The organism is Nanhaiella sioensis (genome assembly GCF_046557775.1).
Lineage (GTDB): Bacteria > Bacillota > Bacilli > Bacillales > SM2101 > Nanhaiella > Nanhaiella sioensis.
The window spans coordinates 2,271,867-2,297,604 of record NZ_JBKAEG010000001.1; the positions used below are offsets into that span (position 1 = coordinate 2,271,867).

A 25,738-nucleotide genomic window follows, 5' to 3' on the forward strand; every position below is an offset into this window, starting at 1 on the left:
GATAATGTGATAAGAGTCTTTTCTAACCTTGTGGTGGAGAAGACTCTTATTCGTTCCTTTAAAATGTGGTTAGTTTTTCTTCTTCTTTATAAAAGTTAGTATGAAAACTGAAATAATAATTAGTATGCCGAGTGCAACATAGTTAATGTTACTCAATGGGTTGTCAAGATTAATCTGCTCAAGATTATCTGCTGTTGTAGGCTGTTGTATACTATTTAAAGTCGCAATATCGTCTTGCGCAGACCCCATTGATTTTGTTGGACTGCAAATGGATGATACAAGTTTGTTATCTGCATCCAAGTGTGCATACACTAAATAGTCTTGTTGTAATGAAAAGTTAATACCACAGCTTGCTGAGTCTATTGCTGTAAAAACCTTCACTTGTGATTGTTCAATACCCTTCCAGCTACTAGTTACTTCGAACAATACCTCGACATCGGAAAAATGAGATTGGAGAAATGATTTACTTTTAGAAACATTGATGACTTTTCCTGAAAATATGGCGCCATACTGCTCGTAGGCTTCTTCAACTGGGGGTGATGGGACACAAGAGCAGGCATTAGCTTTTGTAGTTAACATGGGTATTAATAACATGAAAACCAGTAACGATGTGAGACATAATCTAACGTATTTCATCAGCTACCCTCCCCTCATACTTTAAGTTCTATTCACATATATTTGACGATTAAACGAATCAAATTGTTACAAAGGATGCTGTGTTTGGGTGCACCTTTCTTAATTACATATTGTAACAGAACATATTAGAGTTGAGATAAATGTCAATGATGCTATATGAATCCATTTTATGAGGATAAATATATCAAATTGAATAAAACTAATGCTAATAAACGAAATTCTGATAGAGTGATGGAGATTGGGGCTGAGTAGTTATGAAAAATGTTGAATGTGATTTTTCACCTATGAAACAACAGTTGAAGGCAGATATGAAGCAGGTAATAACTAACTTAGAGGAAAGTTTACAATCAATTGATGATGATAAAAAATGTTTGTTAGGAGAGTTAGAAGATATTAAAAAAAGCTTTGTACAGATTGAAATGAACGCAGCATCATTTTATTTAAATTGTTATTTATCCTCTTATACTGATAAATATGAAGATATTTCACTTAGTATTCAACATATGTCGGATCGTCGACATGGCGGCTTAATTGTTGTACAACGACAAGATCCTCTTAGTTCGTATATCCAATCTAATATACCGATTGAGGCTCAACTAACCTCCTCGTTATTAGAGTCTATTTTCTTTCCGGGAAATCCACTTCATGACGGTGCCGTCATTATTCATGGAAATCAAATAGTTTCAGCAGCCAATGTTCTCCCACTTTCAAATCACTATATAGGCAAAAGCAAATTAGGGACACGCCATAGGGCAGCGCTTGGTTTAACGGAGAGGTGTGATGCGTTAGTATTAATTGTTTCTGAAGAATCAGGGAACATATCATTTACTATTGGAGGACATCTCTATCCTATCGCTAATGCGAAATCACTATAGCAGGATGTTCTTTTAGTTGTTATTATTGTAATTTAATTTAAACAACAAGTGAGATCATATTTACACCTATCATCTTTTAAAATGAAGAGTAGGGCTACGATGCTATGAATAACGATGAATTTGAAAAAAATTTAGCAAAAAATAAAAGGATTTTTTAGTAAACTTTGTTGCTATTTTTATTAAAAATTTATTAGAGCTTAATCATTGTAAAAGTAGGAAAGAAGCCCGATCACTAAATGTATAAGTGTTTATATCTTAAAATGGATAGCAACAATCAATGCGCAAAAAGCTAAATATAAAGACCCCAGCTCAAGAAGAAACTGGGGGTTTTAAAAATGCACCTATACATTTAGCCGTGCTCTTTTACACCTTCATTAGCAGTAATCGTTGTTTGTTCCCTGTCAAACTTAGGTAATGCAACCGCGTAATAAATTCCTACTACTAAGACACAAATACCGACGAGCCAGTATAAACCTTCAACGGTAATAATTGCTGGGAAAGTTACCGCAATAATACCCAAAGTAATCGTTTGAGAAAACATCATTAATGGGTCAATCCAGCCCTGCACCCTTCCCATCATTTTTGGATCTACAATTTTAGGAAGCCAACCACCCATTGCTACATTAATCATTGGTATATTTAAAGCTACAATGAACATAATTGAGAAAAACAATACAAGGTTTGTTGCGTATGCTGCTGCGACAATAAATAAACCACTAAATAACAATCCAAAGATCATCATCTGATATAGCTTGAATTTTTGCGCTGCTATGGAGGCGACGACACTGCCAATTAAAACCCCAACGCCAAATACAATTCCTGAGATTACGGCCATTTCTTCGTACGTGTCAGATGCTAATTTATATTTAAGTATAAATACTTGCATAACTGAAAAGCCACCATTAATGATCCCAAAGATGAGAAAGCCGATTACTAAGGAAGCTAATAGTCGATTCCCAAAAATATAGCGTAAGCCTGAATTGAAATCTTTAACAATCATTTTAATTTGCAAGTCTTTAATCGTATGTTTTCCATTAGGTAAGCGTACTGATTCTGGAATATTACATGTGTGAAGAAGTATTGCACTTATGATGAATGATATACAGTCAACGATAATTGCCCCTTCAATTCCTACTGTCCAATAAGCTATAGCTCCAAGTCCATTTCCAAATAACATAAATAAGCTACCTAGCATTTGATTTAATCCAGCAGCCGTTGTATAATCATCCTCTTGTAAAATTCCTTGGATAATACCCGTTTCTGCAGGTATGAAGAATTTTGATACAGCACTTCTTAAAAATAGTATTGAAAAAATAAGTGGCATCCATCCAAGCCATATTGAAGCGAGAAAAAAAACTGATAATATAGCTCGAATCCAATCACTGTATATGGCTATTTTTTTCCGATCCATGCGATCAGCTAATACACCAACGAAAAAAAACACTACTAATGTCGGAAGAGAATACATCATTTCATTAATTGTGGCATAGGCAGGTTGACTCGAGAAACGATCTAATAAGTAAAATAGAAAAGCTGTCAAACCAATTACCGAACCCATTTGTGAAGTAAGGTGTGCAAAAAACACTTTCGTATAATTACGGTTTTTAAAAACGGCAAAAGTCTTTTTCATTTTTTTCTCCTTATCGTTTTTTCTTTAGGATCAGTATATTTGATAAAAGGACGTATTGTAACAGTCTGTTGATTGGTTGTAGCTCAGTCCCTAGACCGAGAAGGTGAGTTTGGACAGAGAAACAAATAAAAGGCTCTGTTTAATAGTAGAAAAGATGCCAACAACATTAAATGTATATGTACTTATATTCATGTTTGAACTCAATGTAAAGGTAAACCACGAATAGTGTTTTCCTCAAATTAGGATGCCATGTTGTAACTTGTACATGGAAGTATAACATGAAGGCTTAAAGATGACTGAGCTATAAAATGAAATATTTACTAGCATATTAGTAGATTTTATGAGGTAACAGATATAGTAAATTTGGTTTATGATCAGAAAATGAGTTGGTGTGAAACTTTTATCTTCTTAGAAGTCTGTTAAAACGAAAGTGTTTCGTGAAACCAAGTATTTCTAAACTAATCAAATGTTTTGAAAAACAGTAAGATAATACAAAAAAAGTAGGTCTTTATATCTGTATGTATGCTAGTCCAGTGTTACAATTCTGTTACAATAAATACATGTATATTCCTATTGTAGTAGTAATTTTTCTCGTTTATTCTAAACATATCCCCATTACGAAACAGGGATAAATTTATTCGAAAAGGAGAAAAAGTATGAAAAAGCTGCTTACAATTGCTTCAGTAACACTCCTTACAGGTTCTTTATTTTCCCCATCTACGAAAGCGTTTTCAGGAGAAGTTAATGCAGGTGCGGGAAGCTATTCGACCGTCAAGCCTAGTAATGTATCTGATGTGCAAGAAATGATTTATAAGACTTCAAACATAGCTGGAGCGATGCCAACAAATGATTGGTGGAGCTCTACAGCATGGGTGCAATATTCTGACGCCCAATATCCTCATCCGTTAGCCATGATTAATGAATCAGCTGGGCTTCGAATCTATAACCCTAGCAATAATATAGAAGGCTTAGGTGGATTTACGAAAGGTTGGATGAATGATATAGATGATTTTGTTCTTGGGCATACTGGAACAAGCTCATTTGGAGATACGAAAGTTGATGGATTTAGTGATTGGTTCGTCACAAATGAATCCAAAAGTGGATCAAACGTTTTAAACGTTACGTATGGTCATGGTTCACCGTTTGTTTATGCGACCTATGAAGGGGGCGACCCAAAAATTACACTCCCTTCTATTCCGCCGACCGTTTGGTATGGTGATGAAAATAGTAATGTGCTAGGTATTACAACTGAAAAAGGTAGTCATTATGCACTATTTGGTCCAACTGGTTCAACTTGGTCAGGTTTAGACACTAAGACGTTAACAAACCATCTAAACGGTAAGAATTACTTTTCTATAGCTGTTTTACCTGATAATTCTTTAGAGACATTAAAGAAATTTGAACAATATGCATACTCTCATGTTGTAGATACAAAGGTTGACTGGTCTTATAATGAGTCAACAAGTGAGGTAGAAACAACGTACAACTTTGTAACAGAGGCAAAAGAGGGTTCTAATGAAGGGACGATATTCGCTTTATACCCACATCAGTGGAAAAATACAAATCAACCATTGTTAGACTATACATTTGATTCAGTTCGTGGGACGATGAAGGTTGCAGAAGGCAGTTCATTCAAGACAACAATGGCTTTTAATGGTGTATTACCATCATTACCTGATTTAGGGACATATGATAAGGCAACATTAGCAAGTTATATAGATGAGGCACAAACTGAAGTTGACTCGTCAACTGATACGTATTGGTATGGTAAACGTTTAGGTGAACTTGCAACACTTGCACCAATTGCTGAGCAAGTTGGTGATACAGATGCAGCTAATCAATTCCGCCAAGAAATGAAAGCTGGCTTAGAGGATTGGTTAACAGCAAGTGATCAAAGTGGCAATTTAAACAACGAGCGCCTATTTTATTACAATGATAATTGGGGTACGCTGTTAGGATATCCAGACAGTTTTGGGTCAGTTGAAGAAATGAATGATCACCATTTCCATTACGGATATTTTATTAAAGCTGCTGCAGAAATAGCACGTGTTGATAAAAACTGGGCTAGTAATAGCCAGTGGGGACAAATGATAGAGCTGTTAATTAGAGATATTGCAAACGCTGATCGCAATGATGAAACGTTTCCATTTTTAAGGAATTTTGACATGTATGCAGGGCATACTTGGGCTTCTGGTCATGCTAAATTCTTTGATGGTAACAACAATGAATCATCATCAGAAGCAATGAATGCTTGGGCTGGTCTCATTCTTTGGGGAGAAGCTACAGACAATAAGGAATTACGTGATTTAGGTATTTACTTATTTACGACTGAAATGAATGCCATTAATGAATATTGGTTTGATGTTACAGGAGAAAATCATGACCCAGGATTTACTAGAGAAACAGCTAGTATGGTTTGGGGAGGAAAAACTGTCGGTGATGCAGTATGGTGGACGAATAACCCAGAGGAAGTTCACGGTATTAACTGGTTACCTATTACAGGGGCTTCGTTATATTTGACACAATATCCAGAATACACGAAACGAAATTACGATGCACTAGTAGCTGAAAATGGCGGCGAAGATTGGAATGTTTGGGAAGATCTTATTTGGATGTACCGTGCCATTGAGAACCCTGATGATGCAATAAGGCAGTTTAATGCTAGAGCGGATATATTTGAGCCAGAGGCTGGAAATTCCAAAGCAAATACGTATCACTGGATTCACAATTTAAATGCATTAGGAAATGCTGACCCTACCATTACAGCAGATTATCCAATCCATGCAGTCTTTACGAAAGGTAATGTAAAAACGTATGTCGTTTATAATATGACAGATTCAGTAAAAACAGTGACATTCTCAGATGGCGCGACAGTGACTGTTGAACCACATCAATTCAATGTTGGTAACGGGACAGGAACTACAGATCCAGGTGGAGATCCAGGCGGAGATCCAGGGGATAACCCAGGAGACGATCCAGTTATTAATGCTTTCGACCAAATCGAAGCAGAGCAATACACTTCAATGAGTGGAATTGAAACTGAGCAGACGACTGATGTAGGCGGCGGCTTAAACGTAGGTTGGATTGATAATGGAGACTATCTAGTATTTAATCGTGTTGATTTTGGGACTGGTGCAACTGGTGTAGAAGCTAGGGTAGCTACAGAATCAGCTGGAGGAACGATTGAATTAAGACTTGATAGTATAGAAGGAGAGTTAATCGGTACAGTAGACATTACACCTACAGGTGGATGGCAAAACTGGGTAACAAACACTGGGGCTATTACTAATGCCACAGGTATACATGACCTATATGTAGTGTTCAAAGGTGAAACAGATGCTGGAATGGGTAATTTAAATTGGTTGACATTCACTAATGATCCTGTTGATGACGATAGTAATGTAATTACCGCAGATGATTATACAATTGAAATGATCAATGATGGGCAAAATGCTAAGTTTATTTTTACGCCTAACGCAGGATCATCTGCATTTGTAGATTTCCATTACAAGGTTAATGATGAGGTTCAACAAAATGTAAGAGCTGTGAAAAACGGAGAGAACTGGGAATATACTGTTAATGGTTTACAAGCAGGAGACTCAATTAATTTCTTTTATACGTACGAAAAAAGCCAATTAGCGTATGATTCTCCTTGGTATGAGTACGCACATTAAAAAATAATATTTACTTGAAGGGGGGATCAGTCTAAATTAGACTGATCCCCCCTTTCTAATGGCAAAAAGTTAACATACCCTTCATTCTATTGGATAAAAAGCTAACTTAATTAATCAAGCTGCTTCCATTTTTTCTTCAATGTTGGTCTTGTATAGTTTTGCATTGTTTCGATTAACGTTTCGGCATCCGCTGATTTAATCATTAAGTCTAAATGAGAATCATTAGAAAACCCTTCTTGAACACTATGCTTGACCATTTCGACTAATGGATCAAAATAGCTGTTTACATTATATAAACCTATAGGTTTTTCGTGTATACCTATTTGAGCCCAGCATAACACTTCAAATAATTCTTCAAAAGTACCGAGTCCACCCGGTAATGCGATATATCCGTCAGCTAGTTCTCCCATTTTTGCTTTTCGTTCATGCATGCTATCAACTTCAATGAACTCTGTTAATTGTTGATGCACCATCTCACCTCTGAATAAACCAGATGGCATAATTCCAACAACTTCTGCCCCATGAGATAATGCTGCATTTGCAACCTCACCCATTAAGCCAATTTTAGAGCCACCATATATAAGTCTGTAGCCATTTTGGCCAATTATTTTACCTAAAGTTTGTGCCTTTTGTAAATATTCATCACTTACACCAACATTCGAACCCGCAAATACACAAATCGATTTCATTTTTTCATCTCCAACTTCAAAATAGAAACTATTGTAATTCTACTATACTACATCTAAATAATATTTGTTTGGTATGAATAAGTATAAAATTCTAAACATACTATTGGAAATAAGATGAAATGCCTATTGTAGCCAGCATTGTCGTATGAAGGTATACAGCCAAAGAGGACAAGCGTAGCGGTAAGTGGTTGATAGCAAAAATAAGAATTGAGGAGAGGTTCAATGAGAAAGCGTGATGTAGTATTGATGTTGCTTTTAGTAGTGATATTTTCTACAGCTTGTGGAACGAACGAAACTACCAATAGCAGTGGAGCAGATCAAAATTTCGACTTAGTAGAACAAGGAAAACTAACGTGGGCTAGTAGCGGCTTGTATAAACCTTTTAACTACTCAGAAAACGGAGAACTAAAAGGATTTGATGTTGAGATTGGTTATGCACTAGCAGAAAAGCTTGGACTTGAGCCAAATCCTGTTACCACACCATGGGAAACAATATTGCAAGGTTTAAAAGGAGAAAAATTTGACATTATTTTAGGAAGTATGGCTATAACAGATGATCGATTAAAACAAGTTAACTTTACAGACCCATATTATTATTCAGGTGGTACAGTTTTTGTTTCGGATGAAAATAAAGAAATTAAATCAGCAGATGATTTAGCTGGGAAACGAATTGGCGTTGTAGCACAGAGCACATATGATGAAGCTGCGAAGAAGTATACTGACGATATTAAGTATTATAACAGTGATGTTACAGCACTCAATGATTTAACAGTAAAAGGTCGGCTAGATGCGGTTATTACGGATTCAATCGTTGGCTTTGAAGCTCAAGCAGCAGGTTTAACTATTAAAGATGCTGGAGACCGTCTGTGGGTCGAACGAATTGGTATTGCGGTTAGAAAAGATGACGAAGAATTGTTGGAAGCTTTAAATGAAGTGTTAGAAGAAATTGTTACGGACGGTACGTATGTAGACATTTCAAATGATTTTTTTGGTACGAATCTATTAGATGTCAATCTTGAAGGTGTTGAAATATATAAATAATAGTAGGTTTATTATGCGGATAGGGGGTGCGGCCTATGGTTATTGTTGATTTGTTCTTAAGAACATTTTCCGGATTTATAGAAGCTAGCTGGATGACTATACGGTTAACGATCGTAGGTCTAACACTAGGTTCATTGTTAGGTATTATTTTTGCTTTCTTTAAAATCTCTCAATCTAAGCTATTGCAAACAATTGCTTCAATATATATTACGCTAATTCGTGGCACCCCTTTAATAGTACAAATTTCTTTTTTGTATTTTGGTATCTCTTCCCTTATTGTTTTATCTGGATTTTGGGCAGGGTCAATCGCATTAGCTATTCATAATGGTGCGTATATAGCTGAAATATTTCGGGGAGCCATTCAAAGCATTGATAAAGGACAACGCGAAGCAAGTAGTTCACTAGGTATGACGAGAACACAAAGTATGTATCGAATTATCTTTCCACAAGCATTTAAACGATCGATCCCCCCACTTGGAAACCAATTTATTATTTGTTTAAAGGATTCTTCGTTAGTATATGTCATTGGGGTTGCTGAGATTTATTCTTTAGCAAATATGGAGGCGGCAAACTCATTCCAGCAGTTTGAAGCATTCTTTGTTGCTGGACTATATTATTTAGTTTTAGTGATGATATTTACGTATTTATTACATGTGGTGGAAAAAAGGGTCGATGTTGAAAAAGTGAGGTGAATAATAAACAGTGCTAACGGCTAGGAATGTATTTAAAGCATTTGGTGATCTTCAAGTGTTGCAAGGTATTGATCTACACATTAAGCCTCAAGAGGTAGTAGTTTTGGTTGGAATTAGTGGTTCTGGAAAAAGTACATTGCTAAGGTGCTTTAATTTTTTGGAGACAATTGATAGTGGAGAAATATTAATTGATCATAAGAAAATATCTCCCGAAAAAGACAATTTATCGAAGGTGAGAGAGCAGGTAGGGATGGTTTTTCAGCATTTTAATTTATTTCCCCATAAAACAGTTATTGAAAATATTATTGAAGCACCTATAATTGTAAAAAAAGTTAATAAAAACGAAGCTATACAAGAGGGTTTAGCATTGTTAGAAAAAGTTGGACTACAGGACAAAGCACATGCGTATCCTCATATGCTTTCAGGTGGTCAAAAGCAACGTGTAGCAATTGCAAGGTCACTTGCTATGAAACCAAAGGCAATGTTGTTTGATGAACCCACTTCTGCACTCGATCCTGAGCTGGTGGGAGAGGTGCTCCAAGTAATAAAAAACCTTGCCAAAGAAGGAATGACAATGGTTATTGTTACCCATGAAATGAATTTTGCACGAGACGTAGCAGATAGAATTGTTATGCTACACGAAGGCACAATAATTGAGACGGCTGCTCCAAAAGATTTCTTTGAAAATCCAACACATGAGCGCACGAAGCAATTTTTAAAGCTTGTAAATAGATAAAAACCGTGAGGCTGGGACATAACTAGCCTCAAAAAATGAAAAAGGTGAATTTGAGTGAGCTCAAATTCACCTTTTTTCTATTTAGAGTGGTAGGGCCTCTATTACCTTATTTGTTGGCAGTGATTTTGTTTAAATTCACAGCCATTAACGCAAGGCCCATTTCGTTTTCCACCTTCGATTTTCCACGTACAGAAAATCGAGAGAAACACAAATTCGCCTTCAAAAATCCAAAAACTGGTTCCACATCGATTTTTCGTTTTCGATAGATGGCACTCGTTGTCTCTTCTGAAAGCTTCGCTCTTACATATTCTTTTTGCTGTTCCCATTTTTCATTCACCATTAGTTTTCGATTGTTGCCTTCTTTTGCTTTTGTACATAATGAACGGAATGGGCATGCGGAACAGTCTTCACACTCGTAGACTTTGAACTTCCGTTCAAATCCTGTACGGTCATTGCGAATAGAATGATATTGAAATTGAAGGCGCTTTTGATTAGGACATGTATATGTATCTGTTTCCTCGTCATACTCCCAATTTTCGGGATTAAATGTGTTTTGTCGGTACTTTTTCTTTTGTTCCTTTAAATATAAGTTATACGTAATAAGCGCTTCTCGTTTTCTATTAGAAAGGATATCATTATAGTTCTGTTCACTACCATAACCTGCATCTGCAACAATGTGGTTCGGTAACTCGAAATAATGTTGCTCAATTTCATCTAAAAATGGAATTAATGTACGTGTATCTGTTGGGTTTGAAAACAAACTATAGGCAAGTGTGTATTGACCTTCCGTTGCGATTTGTACATTGTAACCAGCTTTCAATTGTCCGTTTTTCATATAATCATCTTTCATTCGCATAAATGTCGCATCGGGATCTGTTTTAGAATAACTATTACGTGAGCCAAAGGTTTCTAAGTCTTGTTGATATTTCTGTTTACGTGAGACGAAATCAATCAATTGCTTTCGAATTTGTTTTGGGTACTTACGTTCACTTCTTAAGGCTTTTCGTTCTGAAACGTCTGACGTATCTTCAATTTGTTTATCATACTTGGTTACGACATCGTCTACTTTTTGAACCAATTGAGCGAGCTCATCCAATGATAACTGTTCAGCCGTTTCACGTTGAATTTCAGGTATGATTTCATTCTTAAGTAACTCATTGTACAGCTGGTTTGACTTTTCAATTAAACTCTCATGATAGTTCTCTATGGATTTCTTCCAGACGAACGTAAATTTATTCGCATTTGCTTCGATTTTTGTACCATCAATAAAAATCGCTTCTTGATCAATAAGTTTCTCTTCGATCAATTGGCAACGGAATTGTACGAAACATTCACGAATTAATTCTTTCACTTCTGGTTGAACACGGAATCGGTTGATTGTGCGGTAGCTTGGTTCATATCCTTGAGCTAGCCACATCATACGAATACTGTCTTTTAATAGGGCTTCAATTTTGCGTCCAGAAAAGACAGATTGCGTGTAGGCACATAGAATTATTTTAAGCATCATGCGTGGATGATAGGCAGGACAGCCTTCATTTCGGAGAAATGGTTCAAACGCTTCCTGAGGGATACTTTCAACTAAATGATGGACATGGAAGGCAATATCGTTCTTTTGTAATTTTACTTCTAGATCTAAAGGCAAAATTAATTGATTCATGATATAATTTTTAAACATAAGGACCCTTCTTTCCGATGAAATTTGGTGTGGTAACTTTATTTTATCAGAAGTGGTCCTTATTTTAATTCCAAAATAAACAAAGCCGGTGAAATTTTACTTCTTGTAAAAATTTCACCGGCTTTTTCATCTCAAAGGTGGGTTTTGTCCCAGCCCCATTTTAATTTGAAGGACTAAATATTTGAAGCTACTTAACATTTCATGAGATTGCTTACCATTGTTGCAGTAGCTTTTTAACTTTGGGCTATGGACACGCACATAAAGCGCAAGGTGGCATTATAAACGAAGAATTGATGTCTGGAACTGGTTTTTCGGGCTTATTTCAATACGAAAGTAGCCTCAAGAAAAAAATATGAAAGAACCTCCGTCATTTAATCTCTTGTATGAAAAAGACTATTTCTTACCAATATATATATTGTCAGGTATATGTCGATAAGAAAGACCATGTGGCAACTTTGTTGCAATTTACTATCTATTGGAGTAGAGAGAGGTTTTATTCAATCCGTATTGATGAATGTTGTAGAAAAAATGTAATGAATAGCTAACTGTATAGCTAGAGTTTTTATTAGAAGGCTGTTTTCGTATTGGTTTCGTTCTAAGAAATAACCAAGCGGTCGTGGCATCTTTTCTACTTTTTCTAGGGTCAGGTCCTGTCTTACTATCCATTGTTAATAAGAATAGCAACAAAGTTTACGAAAAGAGCCTAGTAGAACAAGAATAACTAATGTGAAAATGATCAAAAAGAAAAATAATTTTTAGAATTTGTCCATGATATATAAACATATAATTTAATGTATGATAGAATATCAATTAAATAACCTTGTTTTATAGCGTTTTAAAATATTATTATGTGTTTTTCACAAGGACAACTGTTTATCTTTAGATGACAGCTTACCACAAATATGAAAATGGAAACGAGACAACATATTGGAGGGATTAACCATGTCAAGTCATGTTTTAGCTTCTTTTTTACAAAATAACTTAGAGGATTTAAAAAACAACGGACTATATAATGTCATAGATCCAATAGAAAGCCCGAATGGGCCGATCATCAAAATTGCTGGAAGAGAATTGATTAACTTATCTTCTAATAATTATTTAGGCTTAGCGACTGATGAACGATTGAAGGAAGTTGCTATAAAAACGATTGAAGAGTATGGCGTGGGTGCAGGTGCAGTCAGAACGATAAATGGAACGATGGATTTGCACGTTAAGTTGGAAGAAGAGTTAGCAAAATTTAAACATACAGAAGCTGCAATTGCTTACCAGTCAGGGTTTAATTGTAATATGGCAGCAATTTCAGCTGTAATGGATAAGAATGATGCGATTTTGTCTGATGAGCTAAATCATGCATCTATTATTGACGGATGCCGTCTCTCAAAAGCAAAAATTATTCGCTTCAATCATTCTGACATGGATGATTTGCGTCAAAAGGTAAAGGAAGCGAAACAATCTGGACTTTATAACAAAATTATGGTCATTACAGATGGCGTATTTTCGATGGACGGAGATATTGCAAAATTACCTGAAATCGTTGAAATAGCTGAAGAGTTTGACCTGATTACATATGTAGATGATGCCCATGGCTCTGGTGTTCTAGGGAAAGGTGCGGGAACAGTTAAGCATTTTGGTTTATCTGATAAAGTAGATTTTCAAATTGGTACGCTGTCAAAGGCCATCGGTGTTGTAGGTGGTTACGTTGCAGGAAAAAGAGATTTAATCGATTGGCTAAAAGTAAGAAGCAGACCATTTTTATTCTCAACTGCATTAACTCCAGCTGATGTAGCAGCATGTACGAAAGCCATTGATATATTAATGAGTAGTACGGAATTACAGGAAAGATTATGGGGAAATGGAGATTATTTAAAGGAAGGTCTTCGCAACTTAGGGTTTGATATTGGTCATAGTGAAACACCAATAACCCCAGTAATCATCGGTGATGAAGTGAAAACTCAACAATTTAGTAAGAGATTAAATGAAGAAGGTGTGTATGCTAAGTCAATTGTTTTTCCAACAGTACCAAAGGGAACGGGAAGGATTCGTAATATGCCTACAGCAGCACATTCGAAGGAAATGTTAGATCAGGCGATTGGTATATTTGAAAAAGTAGGAAAAGAATTAGCTGTTCTCTAATAGTTCGGTTCAAAAGGCGGAGAAGAACAAGGGAGTGTAGCTATAGCATGATACCCTTGAGAAACTCCATATCAAAATGATTTGGGGGATGTAAGATGAAAAAAATCATGGTTACTGGTGCATTAGGTCAAATTGGTTCCGAGTTAGTCATGAAAATGCGTGATATTTATGGACCGAACAACATCATTGCAACTGATATTAGAAATATTGATAGTGCAGTGGTACACTCAGGTCCATTTGAGATTCTTGATGTAACAGATGATAAGAAAATGTTCGATTTAGCTAAAGGTTATGAAGTAGATACGATTATTCACTTGGCAGCGCTGCTGTCAGCTACTGCTGAATCAAAGCCATTACTTGCATGGAATCTTAATATGGGAGGACTTGTTAATGCTTTAGAAGTAGCTAGGGAACTAGGGTGTCAATTTTTTACTCCAAGTTCAATTGGTGCTTTCGGACCGAACACGCCAAAAGAACAAACACCACAAGACACCATTCAAAGACCAACAACAATGTATGGTGTGAATAAAGTATCTGGTGAATTATTATGTGATTATTATTATCATAAGTTTGCAGTTGATACGAGAGGTCTACGTTTTCCAGGATTAGTTTCTTATATGACTCCACCTGGCGGAGGAACAACTGATTATGCAGTCGATATTTACTATCAAGCAATTGAAAAGAAGCAATATACTTCATTTATTAATAAAGGAACGTATATGGATATGATGTATATGGCAGATGCTGTTCATGCAGTTATTACATTAATGGAGGCTGATGAAACACGTCTTAAGCATCGAAATTCTTTTAATGTATCTGCAATTAGCATTGCACCTGAGCATATTGAGGTAGCTATTCAACAACATATTCCAGAGTTCAAGCTATACTACGATGTTGATCCTGTCAGACAATCAATAGCAGATAGTTGGCCTAATGCCATAGATTGCTCAGCTGCTAAGGATGAGTGGGATTTCAGTGTGAATTATGACTTAGAAAAAATGACAGTAGATATGTTGGAAAAGCTAAAAAAAAAGCAATTAGTTAACGTGTAAGGTTTATATTAAACCAAAATTCAACAAAAGGGTTAGAAATGGACATCTTTACATAATGAGATGTCTATTTTTATTTGTTTTCTTATTTGCGAATGCAGCAATAGTCTTTGTTAAAGATTTTGCTATGGTGCATTTGCTGTTTCACTTTGGTTGACTCTGTTAGTAATCTTTGTTGTAATTTTTACTTAAAACGAACAGAATGGAGCGTATTACGAGAGTTCAATAATTGTAAAAAGGAAGGAAAAATACCAGCGTGCTGATATGTAAGTACGAAAAGCAACAATCAAGGCAAAACAGCCTGTTGACAAGGTCCTCACCTGTTACCATACTCTTACTCAATAAAAGAAAACAAATCGTTACTTCACTTTAAATTCTTCATCTACTAGAACGATAAAGACCGTTCATAATCATAGCTTTTTATCCGTATTTTTATCCATCATTATACACAAAACCTATCCTTGTACTGTTTTAGGACATAATGAAGCTGTGTCCATGGAATTATACTAGGATCAAAGCTTCTATCTATGTTTTTACAAAAGTAAATGAGATATATAGCATAAACTAATTAACAATTAAATATAATCTTATATATTAATTTAGTCACTGCTATTTCCATACCATTTTTTAATAATAATATATTTTAAGGGGGAATCTACCAGCATATTTAAGATAAGAAATTGAAGAGGATAAATTATGAATATCTCTATCATGGGAATAGCGTCTGATAGTTTAGTTACTGGATGTTATCCTGCAGAGATAGGTTTAAAGCAAGTTCATGGGGCAGCAATTTAGAATTACTCTATCGATAGACTAAGTGTTAATACCAATCAAGTAGATTGGATTGTGATATAGAAGTTTAAGCAATTTTATCAAAATACTATTAGTTATGGTGTACTTGGCATAAATTTTATTAATGGGTTAAGATATTTCGATTATTGTCACTTTTTGAATTATCACGAGTTATTACAAGAATATTCAATTAATTAAATTGTAAATAGTTTAATGGCGGGCAAGCTATTTGGATAATTAATAGATCGTTCTATGTACAATACTATCATAGTATCCTGATATTTATTGCAAAATAAAAATGTCTAGTGTGATGCATTTTACTATAGTCCTGTCTTCGAAATTAATAAAGCCCACGGTCACTTTTATAGGCCATTTAAAATCTACTAAACTACATTCGAATTGAACATTACTTACTTCGAGAAAAATAGATAAAGTTAAATTCATTTTTTCACTATTATCACTGTTAAAACGATCTAACTATTAATTAAAACAGCCATGAATATACAATTAATTCTAATTATATGGGCATAATCACCACTACAATACATATAGTGTATTAGTAGATTTGAATTATATAAATCTGGGGGGATTTGTGTGGAAGAGGTTGTCATGAAAGAGGAAGTAAATGAAATAATTGATAATATGCCTGTTGTTGATATTGCAGGAATAGGTTTTGGACCATCAAACCTTGCATTAGCTATAGCACTTGAAGAGTCTGATAGCAATTTTTCTAGTGTGTTTTTTGAAGGTAAAGATCATTTTGCATGGCACCCTAATATGTTAATAGATGGAATGCAGCTACAAGTTTCTTTTTTAAAGGATCTAGTAACCTTAAGAAATCCACAAAGCTATTTTTCATTTATAAACTATTTAAAAGTACAAAATCGATTAAATGATTTTATTAATTTACGAGATTTTTACCCAACAAGGTTAGAATATAATGATTATTTTCGTTGGGCAGCAGGTCATTTTGCTAATCAGGTACACTATGGAACAAAAGTCAGTAGAATTGAGCCGTATGGTGAAGAAAAAAATCATAGAATTAAATATATTAAAATGACTACAGAAAACTTAAAGACTGGAGATGTTACAGAGTTTTTAGCGAAAAATATTATCGTAGCTACTGGTGGTAAACCAAACATTCCAGAACATCTCGAAATAAACTCTGATAAAGTTATTCATTCAAACCAGTTTCTTTATAAACTAAAAGAAAACTATCCAGATACTAATAAGCCATATCGTTTTGTAGTAGTGGGATCTGGTCAAAGTGCAGCAGAAATTTTTTATTATTTAATGAATCATTATAAAAATGCCCATGTAACTGCTGCTTTTAAAAACTATGCCTATAGGCAAACAGATGATAGCCCGTTTGTAAACGAGTTATACCACCATTCAATGGTAGATTTTCTTAACAATTTAACATCTGAGCAAAGATCATCTTTTTTAGATGAACATCAAAATACGAATTATGCTGTAGTAGATGCGCAATTAATTAAGGATATTTATAAAATGATATATATTCAAAAATTATCTGGTTCAAACAGATGTGAAATAAAACCATTTATGGATTTGAAAAATATTGTTGAAAAGGGCGAGGATTTAGCTGGTGAGTTTTTAAATATGAAAAATGAACTTGAAGAGATATCAGCTGATGGCATATTTTTAGCAACTGGCTATCAAAGAAAAATTCCATCATTAATAGATGGTATTACTGAATATATGGAAAAAGACGAAAAAGGTCAAGTCAAGGTAGATAGAGACCATAAATTAGTTGTTAAAGACTCCTTGTCACCATCAATTTATGTGCAGGGTTTTAATGAACAAAATAATGGCTTAAGTGACACATTATTATCAATTTTACCTTTTAGAGCTGGCGAAATTTTAAAGAGTTTACAGCTTAATAATTTTGTAGAATAACAATTATCCGATTATATAGCAGGAAAACTTAAATAATTGGGAGGCAACAAAATTGAATATTCAAAAGCTTAACGAAAATGAGTTTTCTCACGAATATGGAATACTTTGTAAAAGAATTGCTGCTTGGGAGAATGTTCCTGATCCTCCTTTTGGATCTTCATATTGTGTTATTAAACCAGGCCATTCTTCTGAACCACATAATCACCATGAAGGCGAATTATTTTATATATTAGATGGTTGCGGAGTTATTGAAGTTGATGATGAGATAGCAGAAGTTGAGAGTGGGGACGTCATTTATTTAAATGCTTTTAGTACGCACTCTTTAAGAAATAATACGAACCATAAAGATTTAACATTTTTAGCCGTATGGTGGGAAGATAGTAAATTACTAGAGGAAGCGCTCGATACAGGTTCTCATAATTATGCGCATAAGACGTTAATTACTGCCCCGCCACCAACACCTAATGGCGATTTACACCTTGGTCATCTATCTGGGCCGTATTTAGGCGCAGATATTTTTAATCGATTTTTGAAGCTACAAGATCTTAAGAGCCATTATATAAGCGGGACAGATGACTTTCAAAGTTATGTTCCCCTTAAAGCAGATCAGCTCAAAAGATCCCCAAAAGAAGTAGCCGATTCTTTTGGTAAAGTGATTGAAGATACTTTTTCTTTAGCTTCGATAAAAATGGATCATTTATACAGACCAAACCACTCTGTTGAATACTTAGATTTTATCCAACAATTTTTTATGAAACTATATAACCAAGGTAAGTTAATTGAAAAGGAAGTACCATCCTTATTTTGTGAATATTGTAATTGTTATTTATATGGTGCTCATGTCAAGGGAAATTGTCCTCACTGTTTAGAAAGCAGTGATGGAAATGGGTGTGAGAAGTGTGGTCAACCGAATGATTGCACAGATATGCTCGATGTAAAGTGTAAGCAGTGTGATCATATTCCTTCAATAAAAATGACAAAGCATTTATACTTTCCTCTTCAAAATTATAATAATCAGCTACGTGAATACTATAAAAAAGTTACGATGGGTTCACATCTACGTTCGCTTTGTGAAAAGCTATTATCAGACGGGTTACCCGACATTCGTATCACCCATATTTCAGATTGGGGAATACCAGTACCATTAGATACGTATAATGATCAAATTTTGTACGTTTGGTTTGAAATGGCACCAGGTTATTTGGCTGCAACCGATCAGTGTTTAAAGCAATATGAGACAAATGACAGTTGGAAAACGATATGGAAAAATGATCAATCAAAAAATATACAATTTTTTGGTTTTGATAATGGTTTCTATTATGCAGTCCTTATTCCAGCGTTACATATGGCATTTGATTCTGACATGCATTTACCTGATGTTTTTGTAACGAATGAATTTTTACAATTAGATAATTTAAAGTTTTCTACGAGTAGAGGTCACGCTATCTGGGGTCAGGATATTTTTAGAAAAATTCCAACTGACCAAGTCCGTTTTTTTCTTTCCTACATTCGTCCAGAAAATAGACAAACAAATTTCTCTTTATTAGAATTTGAGCACACGAATGAACAGGTGTTAATGAATGAGTGGCAAAATTGGCTGCAACACTTATTAGATAAAGTAAATCATCGATACGATGGAGTAACTCCTCACGTAGGTAATTGGTCAGATAGGCATCTATCTTTTTATGAAATGATAAAAACCACTGTCACTGAAGTAACTAAGGCATATGAAGCAGATAGCTTTTCACCACAACAAGTAACTAGATTATTAAATGAGTTTGTTCGTAAATCCTCAGCTTTTGGTGAATCCGAGCAATATTTAGGTGATATTACCTCACTAATTGATGACTATCAAACAAGTATATCGCTAGAACTGACATCGGCAAAACAATTAGCAATATTAGTTGCGCCAATTATGCCACAGTTTTCACAGTTACTTTGGAAATGCCTAGGAATAAACGAACCAATTAAATGGGAATATAATCCAATCATAATAGAAGGTAATTTACGAATTTCTAGTTCCCAGGATACATTCTTTCTTCCTATTAAGGAATGTCTAAGAGAATTAGAGGTGAAGTAACTTGATGGAAAGAGATGTAGTTATAATTGGTGGAGGAGTCATTGGTGCATCCATATTATATTATTTATCGAAAAATGGATATAATAATGCTGCATTAATAGAGAAAAGTCATTTTGCTTGCGGTTCAACTGCAAAATCTGGTGGGTTCATAAGAGTCTACCACTCTAATCCACTTTTAACGGAGATGTCGATGGAAAGCTTTTCATCTTTCAAAAATTTCGAACAAGAAATAGGTAGGTCCTGTGGTTACGTAAAAACAGGATTGCTACATTTAATACCTGACAATCAAGTTACCTACATGTTAGATGAAGTAAAAAAGCTACAACAACAATATGAATATTCAATTGAAGCTTTGACAATAAATGAAGCGAAAAAGCTGTTCCCTTCTCTTTCGTTTGATGGAGTCGGAGCAGTTGCCTATGAACCAGAAGGTGGATTTGCAGATCCAGTTCTAACAACAAAAGCTTGGATTGATGCAGCTAGATCTTTAGGAGCAATAGCAATGGAAGGCACAGAAGTCACAGATATTGTACTTGATAATGAGAAAGTAGTAGGAGTCAACACGACAGCAGGTTTTATCCAAGCAAAGGCAGTTATTCTAGCTACAGGTGCTTGGAGTTCAACTTTTATACAGCAGCTTCAATTAAACTATCGAATTCGGAGTAAAAGTATTCAAATTCAATTTGTTAAGAGACCTGAAGAAGCATTGATACCACCAGCTTTCATTGATAATACGACAGAGTTATTTAGTAGACCAGATACTCATGATCTTGTACTAGTTGGCTATCCAACAAATCAGTGGGATATAAATCCCGATGATGTACGTGCAATGGATTATGATGAAACATTAAAGGTAAACCAGATCGCTAAGAAGCGTTTTCAATGGTTTGACAACATCACCTTTTCTGGTGGAAGGTTAAGTTTTGATGGTTACACAAATAATGAAGTAGGAATTTTAGAAGAAGTATCTGGGTTAAAAGGCTTAATAATATCAGCTGGATGGAGTGGTGGAGGGTATAAACTTTCTCCAGCAGTAGGACAAAGAACCGTTAAACTCATCAAAGAAATGGAATAATAAATAAATTAATTAATTAATTTATGTTTAAAGTAAGGTTGGTCAAGAAAGGGCTCTTTTCGTAAACGTCTTTTTATAGTTCCTAGAGAAGAAAAGATGCCCTGGAACAATAGATATCTACGTATTTATATCTTAGAGCGAAAAGCAACAAATAATTCGAAAACAGCCAACAAGTAATTATCATAAAATACTAACTACTTATAAAGAAGGAAGGTCAGTAGATGAAAACTGTAAAAAAAGCAATTATCCCTGCCGCAGGCTTAGGCACTAGGTTTTTACCAGCAACAAAAGCAATGCCTAAAGAAATGCTTCCAATTGTAGATAAGCCTACTATCCAATACATTGTGGAAGAGGCAGTTGCTTCAGGTATTGAGGATATTATGATTGTCACTGGAAAGGGTAAACGCGCAATTGAAGACCATTTTGACACAGCTTTTGAGTTAGAACAGAGCTTAATAGAAAAGGAAAAATATGACCTGCTTCATAAAGTTCAAGCAGCATCTAATATAGCTAATATTCATTACATTAGGCAAAAAGAACCGAAGGGTTTAGGACATGCTATTTGGAGTGCAAGAAAGTTTATTAATGATGAACCATTTGCTGTTTTGTTAGGGGATGACATAGTCGTATCAGACCCACCTTGCTTAAGGCAGTTAATTAATGAATATGAGGAAACAGAAGCACCAATTATAGGTGTACAACAAGTACAAGAGCATGAGACTGAAAAATATGGAATTATAAACCCTATAGAAAAAAATGGCCGACGTTATCAAGTTAGTGAATTTATAGAAAAACCAAAGCAAGGTACAGCTCCGTCAAATTTAGCAATAATGGGTCGCTATATATTAACACCACAAATATTTCGATTTTTGGATAAGCAGGAAGTAGGGGCTGGGGGCGAAATACAGTTGACTGATGCCATTCAAAAGTTAAATGAAATACAACGTGTTTTTGCTTATGATTTTGATGGTGTGAGATATGATGTGGGTGAAAAATTAGGTTTTATTCAAACGACATTAGAGTTTTCTATGAAAAATGACGAGATAAAGTCCTCCGTTATACGTATAATGGAAGATTTACTTCAGAGAGAAAAAGTAAAACCTCAAGCATAAAGAATACAAACAATATTGAAGAAATCAATAACAGGGATTAAGTAATGTAGGTCAATTATATAGCATAAATAATGTTGATTGTGCGCTGGAATTATTGATCCAATGTGACAAAGAAGGGGACCTCATATAAACAAGCAGAAAGACAAAAGAGGCAACCGACAAGGATGTACGAGTTCGAAAGTACTATTTTGAATCAAATATAGGTTATTATGTGTGGTCGGGACTTCCACTTTGACCATAGAATTATATATACTTAAAGTAATGAATACTAAATGAAGAAGGTGGAAGTAATGGAAAGGTTATATGAACTTCTTAAAAACCATTATGATGAGATGGTGGAAATCCGGAGACATTTACATCAGCACCCTGAGCTTTCTTTTAAAGAAGTAACAACACCTGCATACATTGCCGATTATCATAAGCACTTAGGCCATGAGGTTAGAACAGAAGTAGGAGGACGTGGAGTTGTTGCTACGTTACGAGGTGGTCAACCTGGAAAGACAGTGGCACTTCGAGCTGATTTTGACGCATTAGCAATCCATGAAGAAAATGATGTGGAATATAAGTCAAAGGTTGACGGAGTTATGCATGCTTGCGGACATGATGGTCATACTGCGACATTGTTAGTATTAGCTAAGGTGTTAAATATGATGAAGGAAGAGTTACAAGGAAATATCGTCTTTATTCATCAGCACGCAGAAGAGGTAGCTCCAGGAGGGGCGATTGACATGATTAATGATGGCTGCCTTGATGGTGTTGACGTAATTTTTGGAACACACTTATGGGCAACTTCACCTGTTGGACAGATTTCATGTAGGGAAGGTGCACTCATGGCTGCCGCTGATAGATTTGAAATTACTGTACAAGGTAAAGGAGGTCATGGGGCAGAGCCTCACCTTACAAAAGACTCAGTAGTTATAGGAGCACAACTTGTTACAAATCTGCAGCAAATAGTTTCTAGAAGAGTAGACCCTTTACAATCGGCAGTAATTTCTGTAGGGTCTTTTGAGGCGAGTAATCCATTTAACGTCATATCAGATTCTGCTGTTCTAATTGGTACAGCTCGATCATTTGATGAGACAGTGAGAGATCTAATTGAACAAGAGTTAGAGAGAGTTGTCAAAGGAACATGCCTTTCTTCTGATGCGGATTATACATTTAACTTTACAAGAGGTTACCCTCCTGTAATTAATCATCAAGCTGAAGCTCAGTATTTAATGGATATAGCGAAAAATGTACCTGGTGTAGATGAAGTTATTACGTGTGAGCCTTCTATGGGAGGAGAGGATTTCGCGTATTATCTTCAACATGTACAAGGCGCATTCTTTTTCACAGGAGCAAAGAGCCCTACATGGGAAAAAGCTTATCCACATCATCACCCTAAGTTTAATATTGATGAAGAGGCTATGTTAATTGCTGCCAAAACACTAGGAGCAGTGACTTTATCTTACATTGAGCAATATGCTACTATAAACGCATAATGGAAGTTGTTTAATATTTTATGAAATTATTAGATTCTAGTTTGCTATAAAGAAAAATGGCTACAGCATTGTTAAAATGTTGTGGCCATTTCTGCTTTCTGTATGTCTAGCTCCAGCGCCTATCCCCTCGAGTCGCTTCACCATTTCTCATGAAGTCAAAAAGCGACTACAAGTGAAATGCTTCCAGCGCTTGTCAGGGATGAACAAGGCGCTTACGCTTTTCTTAATAAGTTAGGGCTTTGGAGATGACCCAGCCTATTGCTAATGACATTAATAATAAGAATGTACCAACCGCACGGTTATCTTTATCAATTGCTTCTTTAATACTAAATCGAATCGTCACAACTTCAGCTAAAATGGAAGCAATAATTTGTGCGAGTATCCCGATTGAACCCCAAATAATCATGTCAATGATAGAGATCGAGTATTCCATTGCCGATCCAATAACAAAGGCGATACCAAGGAGCTTACCACCAATGACCATAGCTGCTGCTCTGTTCCCCTGTCCTATCATTTTGAATTTTTCATTCTTTGTCGTTAGTTCAAAAACAATAAGCCCAATAATTAACATCAATAGTGCAGTACCAGCATAAGCTAGAAAGTTTAAGTATAAATTCATTATAGTTCTCCTCTCAACATTTTCATCTTTTGATACCGATTGGCAAAAAGTAAGATAGATTATCAGTTATTTTGTTTCCGACACGATAGCCAATGGCACTTGCTCTTCCTTGGAGTAAAAAAGAACCTATAATAATATGGCCTTCTTTCATTCCGTTCACTGTTTGAAAGCTAGTCGTTGGTAACTCGACTAATTGTTGGTACACAGGCAAAGAGCTCGTATAGGACTTATTCTTATCCTCTAGTATTTTTTCTCCTTTTGATGAGAATATTTCAACAGTATCTCCTTCTCGTCCGAAAGAAGGTTTTTTGACATAGTTTAGTTCATTTGCTATTAAAGGGTCTGCCTCTAAATAAGTAGGGAGAAAATATGTTGATATTCGATCATGCTCGATTTTAGAAAAAAAGTCACTCTTATCCTCATGTAGCCCCCAAATGGCTGCAAGAATCGCTTTAGATTGTAATAAAAATGCTGAGGGTGGATTGATAATTGCAAGCTTTTGATCACGAACAAGGTCAAGTAACATGACCCCTATATTATTGTTAAACTCATCTTTATCACATACCAAATGCTCTAATGGATATGTTTGACGATATAACACATCGATTTTACGCCCATTTTCATCGTATAATCCTTCTGATTGTTTAATTTGTAGCTTATGAAGCGGCACGAATCTTGAAGGAATATTTGCCAAGTCTTGAAGGTAAAGTGAGGTGTTTAAATCTTCATCACTTTCTTCGTGGGATGTAAATACGACATACGGGTTGCTTATCTCCTGTACATAATTAATACTAGAGAAAATCGCCTGTCGCACAGAATTTGCTAAAAGTTCTTCTTCATGATGATTAGGGTTTTGATACCCGAATGCATCACATACCTTACCGTTTATTGAGAATAGCTCTTTAATAAAGGTAGGTGTATCAGCATTAAATTCTAAAACCTTATAAGTGCTACCTACTTTTACTAGATCAAGTCGTGCAATGATCGTTTCTACGTCGATGGTTTGTAGACGAAGATAAGGAATTGATTCATTGGGGAACCCAAGCTGCTGCAGTGTTTCGTTATTAACGTGCCTTAATAGTCGAGCAACCTTAAAAAAGATGCTCCCAATGTGACTTGAAGCAAGGCGGATGTTTTCTACTTCATCCTTAGTGAGAGGATGAATATCAAATAATGCGTATTCTTGACCATACATGTCAGGCCAAAATTTGGGTATACGATCGTAAAACTCTCTTCTGCGAATTTCCCATTCCTTCATCGTAGTAGTTATTACCCTCCGTATGATCCACTGCTACTCTTACCAAATCCAGATGAACTACTTGAACTTGATTGTGACTTTTGAGTGGAAGTTGTTGACTGTTCAGAATTAGTTGACACGGAATTATTTGAAGATTTAGTTTGTGACTGGTTTGATTGGGAGGTGGAATTGTTAGTATTATTATTTACAGCATTCGTTGAAGATGAAACAAAACTTTTACTATACTTCCCACTTTTTATGTCAGCTTTTGTTTTGAATAGCTTATTTTGATAAAAATAATGACCGCGATAATCTGAATCATCGTCATCACATTCATACATTTCATCATCAACATCCCAGTCCCACTCATCACAGCCAACTACCGATGGCTCGATTGGAATGGTTCTTGTATCCCCATCTTCGCTATCAGTTGTTTCATAAGTATACTCATTTGCCGCACTTGCACAACCAGATAACCCAGTTGCAATCACAGCCGCTGATAAACCTTTAATTAATTTTGTAGTTTTGCTCATAGTACACCTGCTTTCAAAAAATCACATTCATATCGTACCATAGAAACTTAATGTTGTAATTA

General features: G+C 35.4%; 19 protein-coding genes. 12 read left to right on the forward strand and 7 right to left on the reverse strand.

The features are described 5' to 3' along the window. Positions 1–69 precede the first annotated feature (69 nt). On the reverse strand, positions 70–636 hold the full coding sequence (locus V1503_RS10760; protein WP_410626809.1) for a hypothetical protein: 567 nt from the start codon (positions 634–636) through the stop codon (positions 70–72). Positions 637–890: 254 nt separating this feature from the next. Between V1503_RS10760 and cdaS the strand changes: the two genes are divergently transcribed. Then, positions 891–1,511, forward strand: a complete 621-nt coding sequence (gene cdaS / locus V1503_RS10765; protein ID WP_214482876.1) for a sporulation-specific diadenylate cyclase CdaS — start codon at positions 891–893, stop codon at positions 1,509–1,511. A 349-nt stretch (positions 1,512–1,860) separates the two neighbouring features. On the opposite strand, the gene V1503_RS10770 is transcribed toward cdaS, so the two are convergent. Then, positions 1,861–3,141, reverse strand: a complete 1,281-nt coding sequence (locus tag V1503_RS10770) for an MFS transporter (protein ID WP_410626811.1) — start codon at positions 3,139–3,141, stop codon at positions 1,861–1,863. Positions 3,142–3,797: 656 nt separating this feature from the next. Here V1503_RS10770 and V1503_RS10775 point away from each other — a divergent pair. Beyond that, complete coding sequence (locus V1503_RS10775) at positions 3,798–6,815, forward strand: glycosyl hydrolase (RefSeq protein ID WP_410626813.1); 3,018 nt, start codon at positions 3,798–3,800, stop codon at positions 6,813–6,815. 110 nt (positions 6,816–6,925) lie between these two features. Here the strand turns inward: V1503_RS10775 and V1503_RS10780 are convergent, their stop codons facing one another. Then, entirely contained in the window at positions 6,926–7,504 is a 579-nt protein-coding gene (locus tag V1503_RS10780; protein WP_410626815.1) for an LOG family protein, read from the reverse strand. A gap of 222 nt (positions 7,505–7,726) precedes the next feature. On the opposite strand from V1503_RS10780, the gene V1503_RS10785 reads away from it, so the two are divergent. Genes V1503_RS10785 through V1503_RS10795 form a run of 3 tightly spaced genes read left to right on the forward strand, consistent with a single transcriptional unit; the run spans position 7,727 to position 9,973 of the window. Continuing rightward, on the forward strand, positions 7,727–8,545 hold the full coding sequence (locus V1503_RS10785) for a transporter substrate-binding domain-containing protein (RefSeq protein WP_410626817.1): 819 nt from the start codon (positions 7,727–7,729) through the stop codon (positions 8,543–8,545). 35 nt (positions 8,546–8,580) lie between these two features. Beyond that, a complete protein-coding gene (locus tag V1503_RS10790) occupies positions 8,581–9,237 on the forward strand; it encodes an amino acid ABC transporter permease (RefSeq protein ID WP_214482881.1) in 657 nt (218 codons plus the stop codon). Positions 9,238–9,247: 10 nt separating this feature from the next. Further along, complete coding sequence (locus V1503_RS10795; protein WP_410626821.1) at positions 9,248–9,973, forward strand: amino acid ABC transporter ATP-binding protein; 726 nt, start codon at positions 9,248–9,250, stop codon at positions 9,971–9,973. A 106-nt stretch (positions 9,974–10,079) separates the two neighbouring features. On the opposite strand, the gene V1503_RS10800 is transcribed toward V1503_RS10795, so the two are convergent. After that, positions 10,080–11,648, reverse strand: a complete 1,569-nt coding sequence (locus tag V1503_RS10800) for an IS1182 family transposase (RefSeq protein ID WP_410626823.1) — start codon at positions 11,646–11,648, stop codon at positions 10,080–10,082. A 942-nt stretch (positions 11,649–12,590) separates the two neighbouring features. Between V1503_RS10800 and V1503_RS10805 the strand changes: the two genes are divergently transcribed. From V1503_RS10805 to V1503_RS10835, 7 genes are all read left to right on the forward strand, one after another. After that, on the forward strand, positions 12,591–13,781 hold the full coding sequence (locus V1503_RS10805; RefSeq protein WP_410626825.1) for a glycine C-acetyltransferase: 1,191 nt from the start codon (positions 12,591–12,593) through the stop codon (positions 13,779–13,781). A gap of 95 nt (positions 13,782–13,876) precedes the next feature. After that, positions 13,877–14,833, forward strand: coding sequence for an NAD-dependent epimerase/dehydratase family protein (locus tag V1503_RS10810; RefSeq protein ID WP_410626827.1), 957 nt, complete (start codon positions 13,877–13,879; stop codon positions 14,831–14,833). A gap of 1,383 nt (positions 14,834–16,216) precedes the next feature. Continuing rightward, the gene (locus V1503_RS10815) at positions 16,217–17,539 is read left to right on the forward strand and encodes a lysine N(6)-hydroxylase/L-ornithine N(5)-oxygenase family protein (RefSeq protein ID WP_410626828.1); all 1,323 of its coding nucleotides are present in this window, start codon (positions 16,217–16,219) and stop codon (positions 17,537–17,539) included. 52 nt (positions 17,540–17,591) lie between these two features. Then, a complete protein-coding gene (locus V1503_RS10820; RefSeq protein ID WP_410626830.1) occupies positions 17,592–19,619 on the forward strand; it encodes a class I tRNA ligase family protein in 2,028 nt (675 codons plus the stop codon). A 4-nt stretch (positions 19,620–19,623) separates the two neighbouring features. Beyond that, positions 19,624–20,694 (forward strand): NAD(P)/FAD-dependent oxidoreductase, encoded by a 1,071-nt coding sequence (locus V1503_RS10825; RefSeq protein WP_410626832.1) that lies wholly within the window; start codon positions 19,624–19,626, stop codon positions 20,692–20,694. A gap of 221 nt (positions 20,695–20,915) precedes the next feature. Then, positions 20,916–21,806, forward strand: coding sequence for a UTP--glucose-1-phosphate uridylyltransferase GalU (galU, locus tag V1503_RS10830; RefSeq protein ID WP_214482888.1), 891 nt, complete (start codon positions 20,916–20,918; stop codon positions 21,804–21,806). A gap of 290 nt (positions 21,807–22,096) precedes the next feature. Beyond that, positions 22,097–23,287, forward strand: a complete 1,191-nt coding sequence (locus V1503_RS10835) for a M20 family metallopeptidase (protein ID WP_410626834.1) — start codon at positions 22,097–22,099, stop codon at positions 23,285–23,287. Between the two features lie 223 nt (positions 23,288–23,510). On the opposite strand, the gene V1503_RS10840 is transcribed toward V1503_RS10835, so the two are convergent. The 3 genes from V1503_RS10840 to V1503_RS10850 are packed head-to-tail and all read right to left on the reverse strand — an operon-like array spanning position 23,511 to position 25,676. Further along, positions 23,511–23,906 (reverse strand): DUF350 domain-containing protein, encoded by a 396-nt coding sequence (locus V1503_RS10840; protein WP_214482890.1) that lies wholly within the window; start codon positions 23,904–23,906, stop codon positions 23,511–23,513. A 22-nt stretch (positions 23,907–23,928) separates the two neighbouring features. Beyond that, a complete protein-coding gene (locus tag V1503_RS10845; RefSeq protein WP_410626837.1) occupies positions 23,929–25,164 on the reverse strand; it encodes a glutathionylspermidine synthase family protein in 1,236 nt (411 codons plus the stop codon). Positions 25,165–25,175: 11 nt separating this feature from the next. After that, entirely contained in the window at positions 25,176–25,676 is a 501-nt protein-coding gene (locus V1503_RS10850; RefSeq protein WP_410626839.1) for a hypothetical protein, read from the reverse strand. Between the last annotated feature and the right edge of the window lie 62 nt (positions 25,677–25,738).

Bases quoted from the DNA above. Each gene is read 5' to 3' on its own strand.
- V1503_RS10760 (WP_410626809.1), bottom strand. From the start codon at position 636: ATGAAATACGTTAGATTATGTCTCACATCGTTACTGGTTTTCATGTTA.
- cdaS (WP_214482876.1), top strand. From the start codon at position 891: ATGAAAAATGTTGAATGTGATTTTTCACCTATGAAACAACAGTTGAAG.
- V1503_RS10770 (WP_410626811.1), bottom strand. From the start codon at position 3,141: ATGAAAAAGACTTTTGCCGTTTTTAAAAACCGTAATTATACGAAAGTG.
- V1503_RS10775 (WP_410626813.1), top strand. From the start codon at position 3,798: ATGAAAAAGCTGCTTACAATTGCTTCAGTAACACTCCTTACAGGTTCT.
- V1503_RS10780 (WP_410626815.1), bottom strand. From the start codon at position 7,504: ATGAAATCGATTTGTGTATTTGCGGGTTCGAATGTTGGTGTAAGTGAT.
- V1503_RS10785 (WP_410626817.1), top strand. From the start codon at position 7,727: ATGAGAAAGCGTGATGTAGTATTGATGTTGCTTTTAGTAGTGATATTT.
- V1503_RS10790 (WP_214482881.1), top strand. From the start codon at position 8,581: ATGGTTATTGTTGATTTGTTCTTAAGAACATTTTCCGGATTTATAGAA.
- V1503_RS10800 (WP_410626823.1), bottom strand. From the start codon at position 11,648: ATGTTTAAAAATTATATCATGAATCAATTAATTTTGCCTTTAGATCTA.
- V1503_RS10805 (WP_410626825.1), top strand. From the start codon at position 12,591: ATGTCAAGTCATGTTTTAGCTTCTTTTTTACAAAATAACTTAGAGGAT.
- V1503_RS10810 (WP_410626827.1), top strand. From the start codon at position 13,877: ATGAAAAAAATCATGGTTACTGGTGCATTAGGTCAAATTGGTTCCGAG.
- V1503_RS10825 (WP_410626832.1), top strand. From the start codon at position 19,624: ATGGAAAGAGATGTAGTTATAATTGGTGGAGGAGTCATTGGTGCATCC.
- galU (WP_214482888.1), top strand. From the start codon at position 20,916: ATGAAAACTGTAAAAAAAGCAATTATCCCTGCCGCAGGCTTAGGCACT.
- V1503_RS10835 (WP_410626834.1), top strand. From the start codon at position 22,097: ATGGAAAGGTTATATGAACTTCTTAAAAACCATTATGATGAGATGGTG.
- V1503_RS10840 (WP_214482890.1), bottom strand. From the start codon at position 23,906: ATGAATTTATACTTAAACTTTCTAGCTTATGCTGGTACTGCACTATTG.
- V1503_RS10845 (WP_410626837.1), bottom strand. From the start codon at position 25,164: ATGAAGGAATGGGAAATTCGCAGAAGAGAGTTTTACGATCGTATACCC.
- V1503_RS10850 (WP_410626839.1), bottom strand. From the start codon at position 25,676: ATGAGCAAAACTACAAAATTAATTAAAGGTTTATCAGCGGCTGTGATT.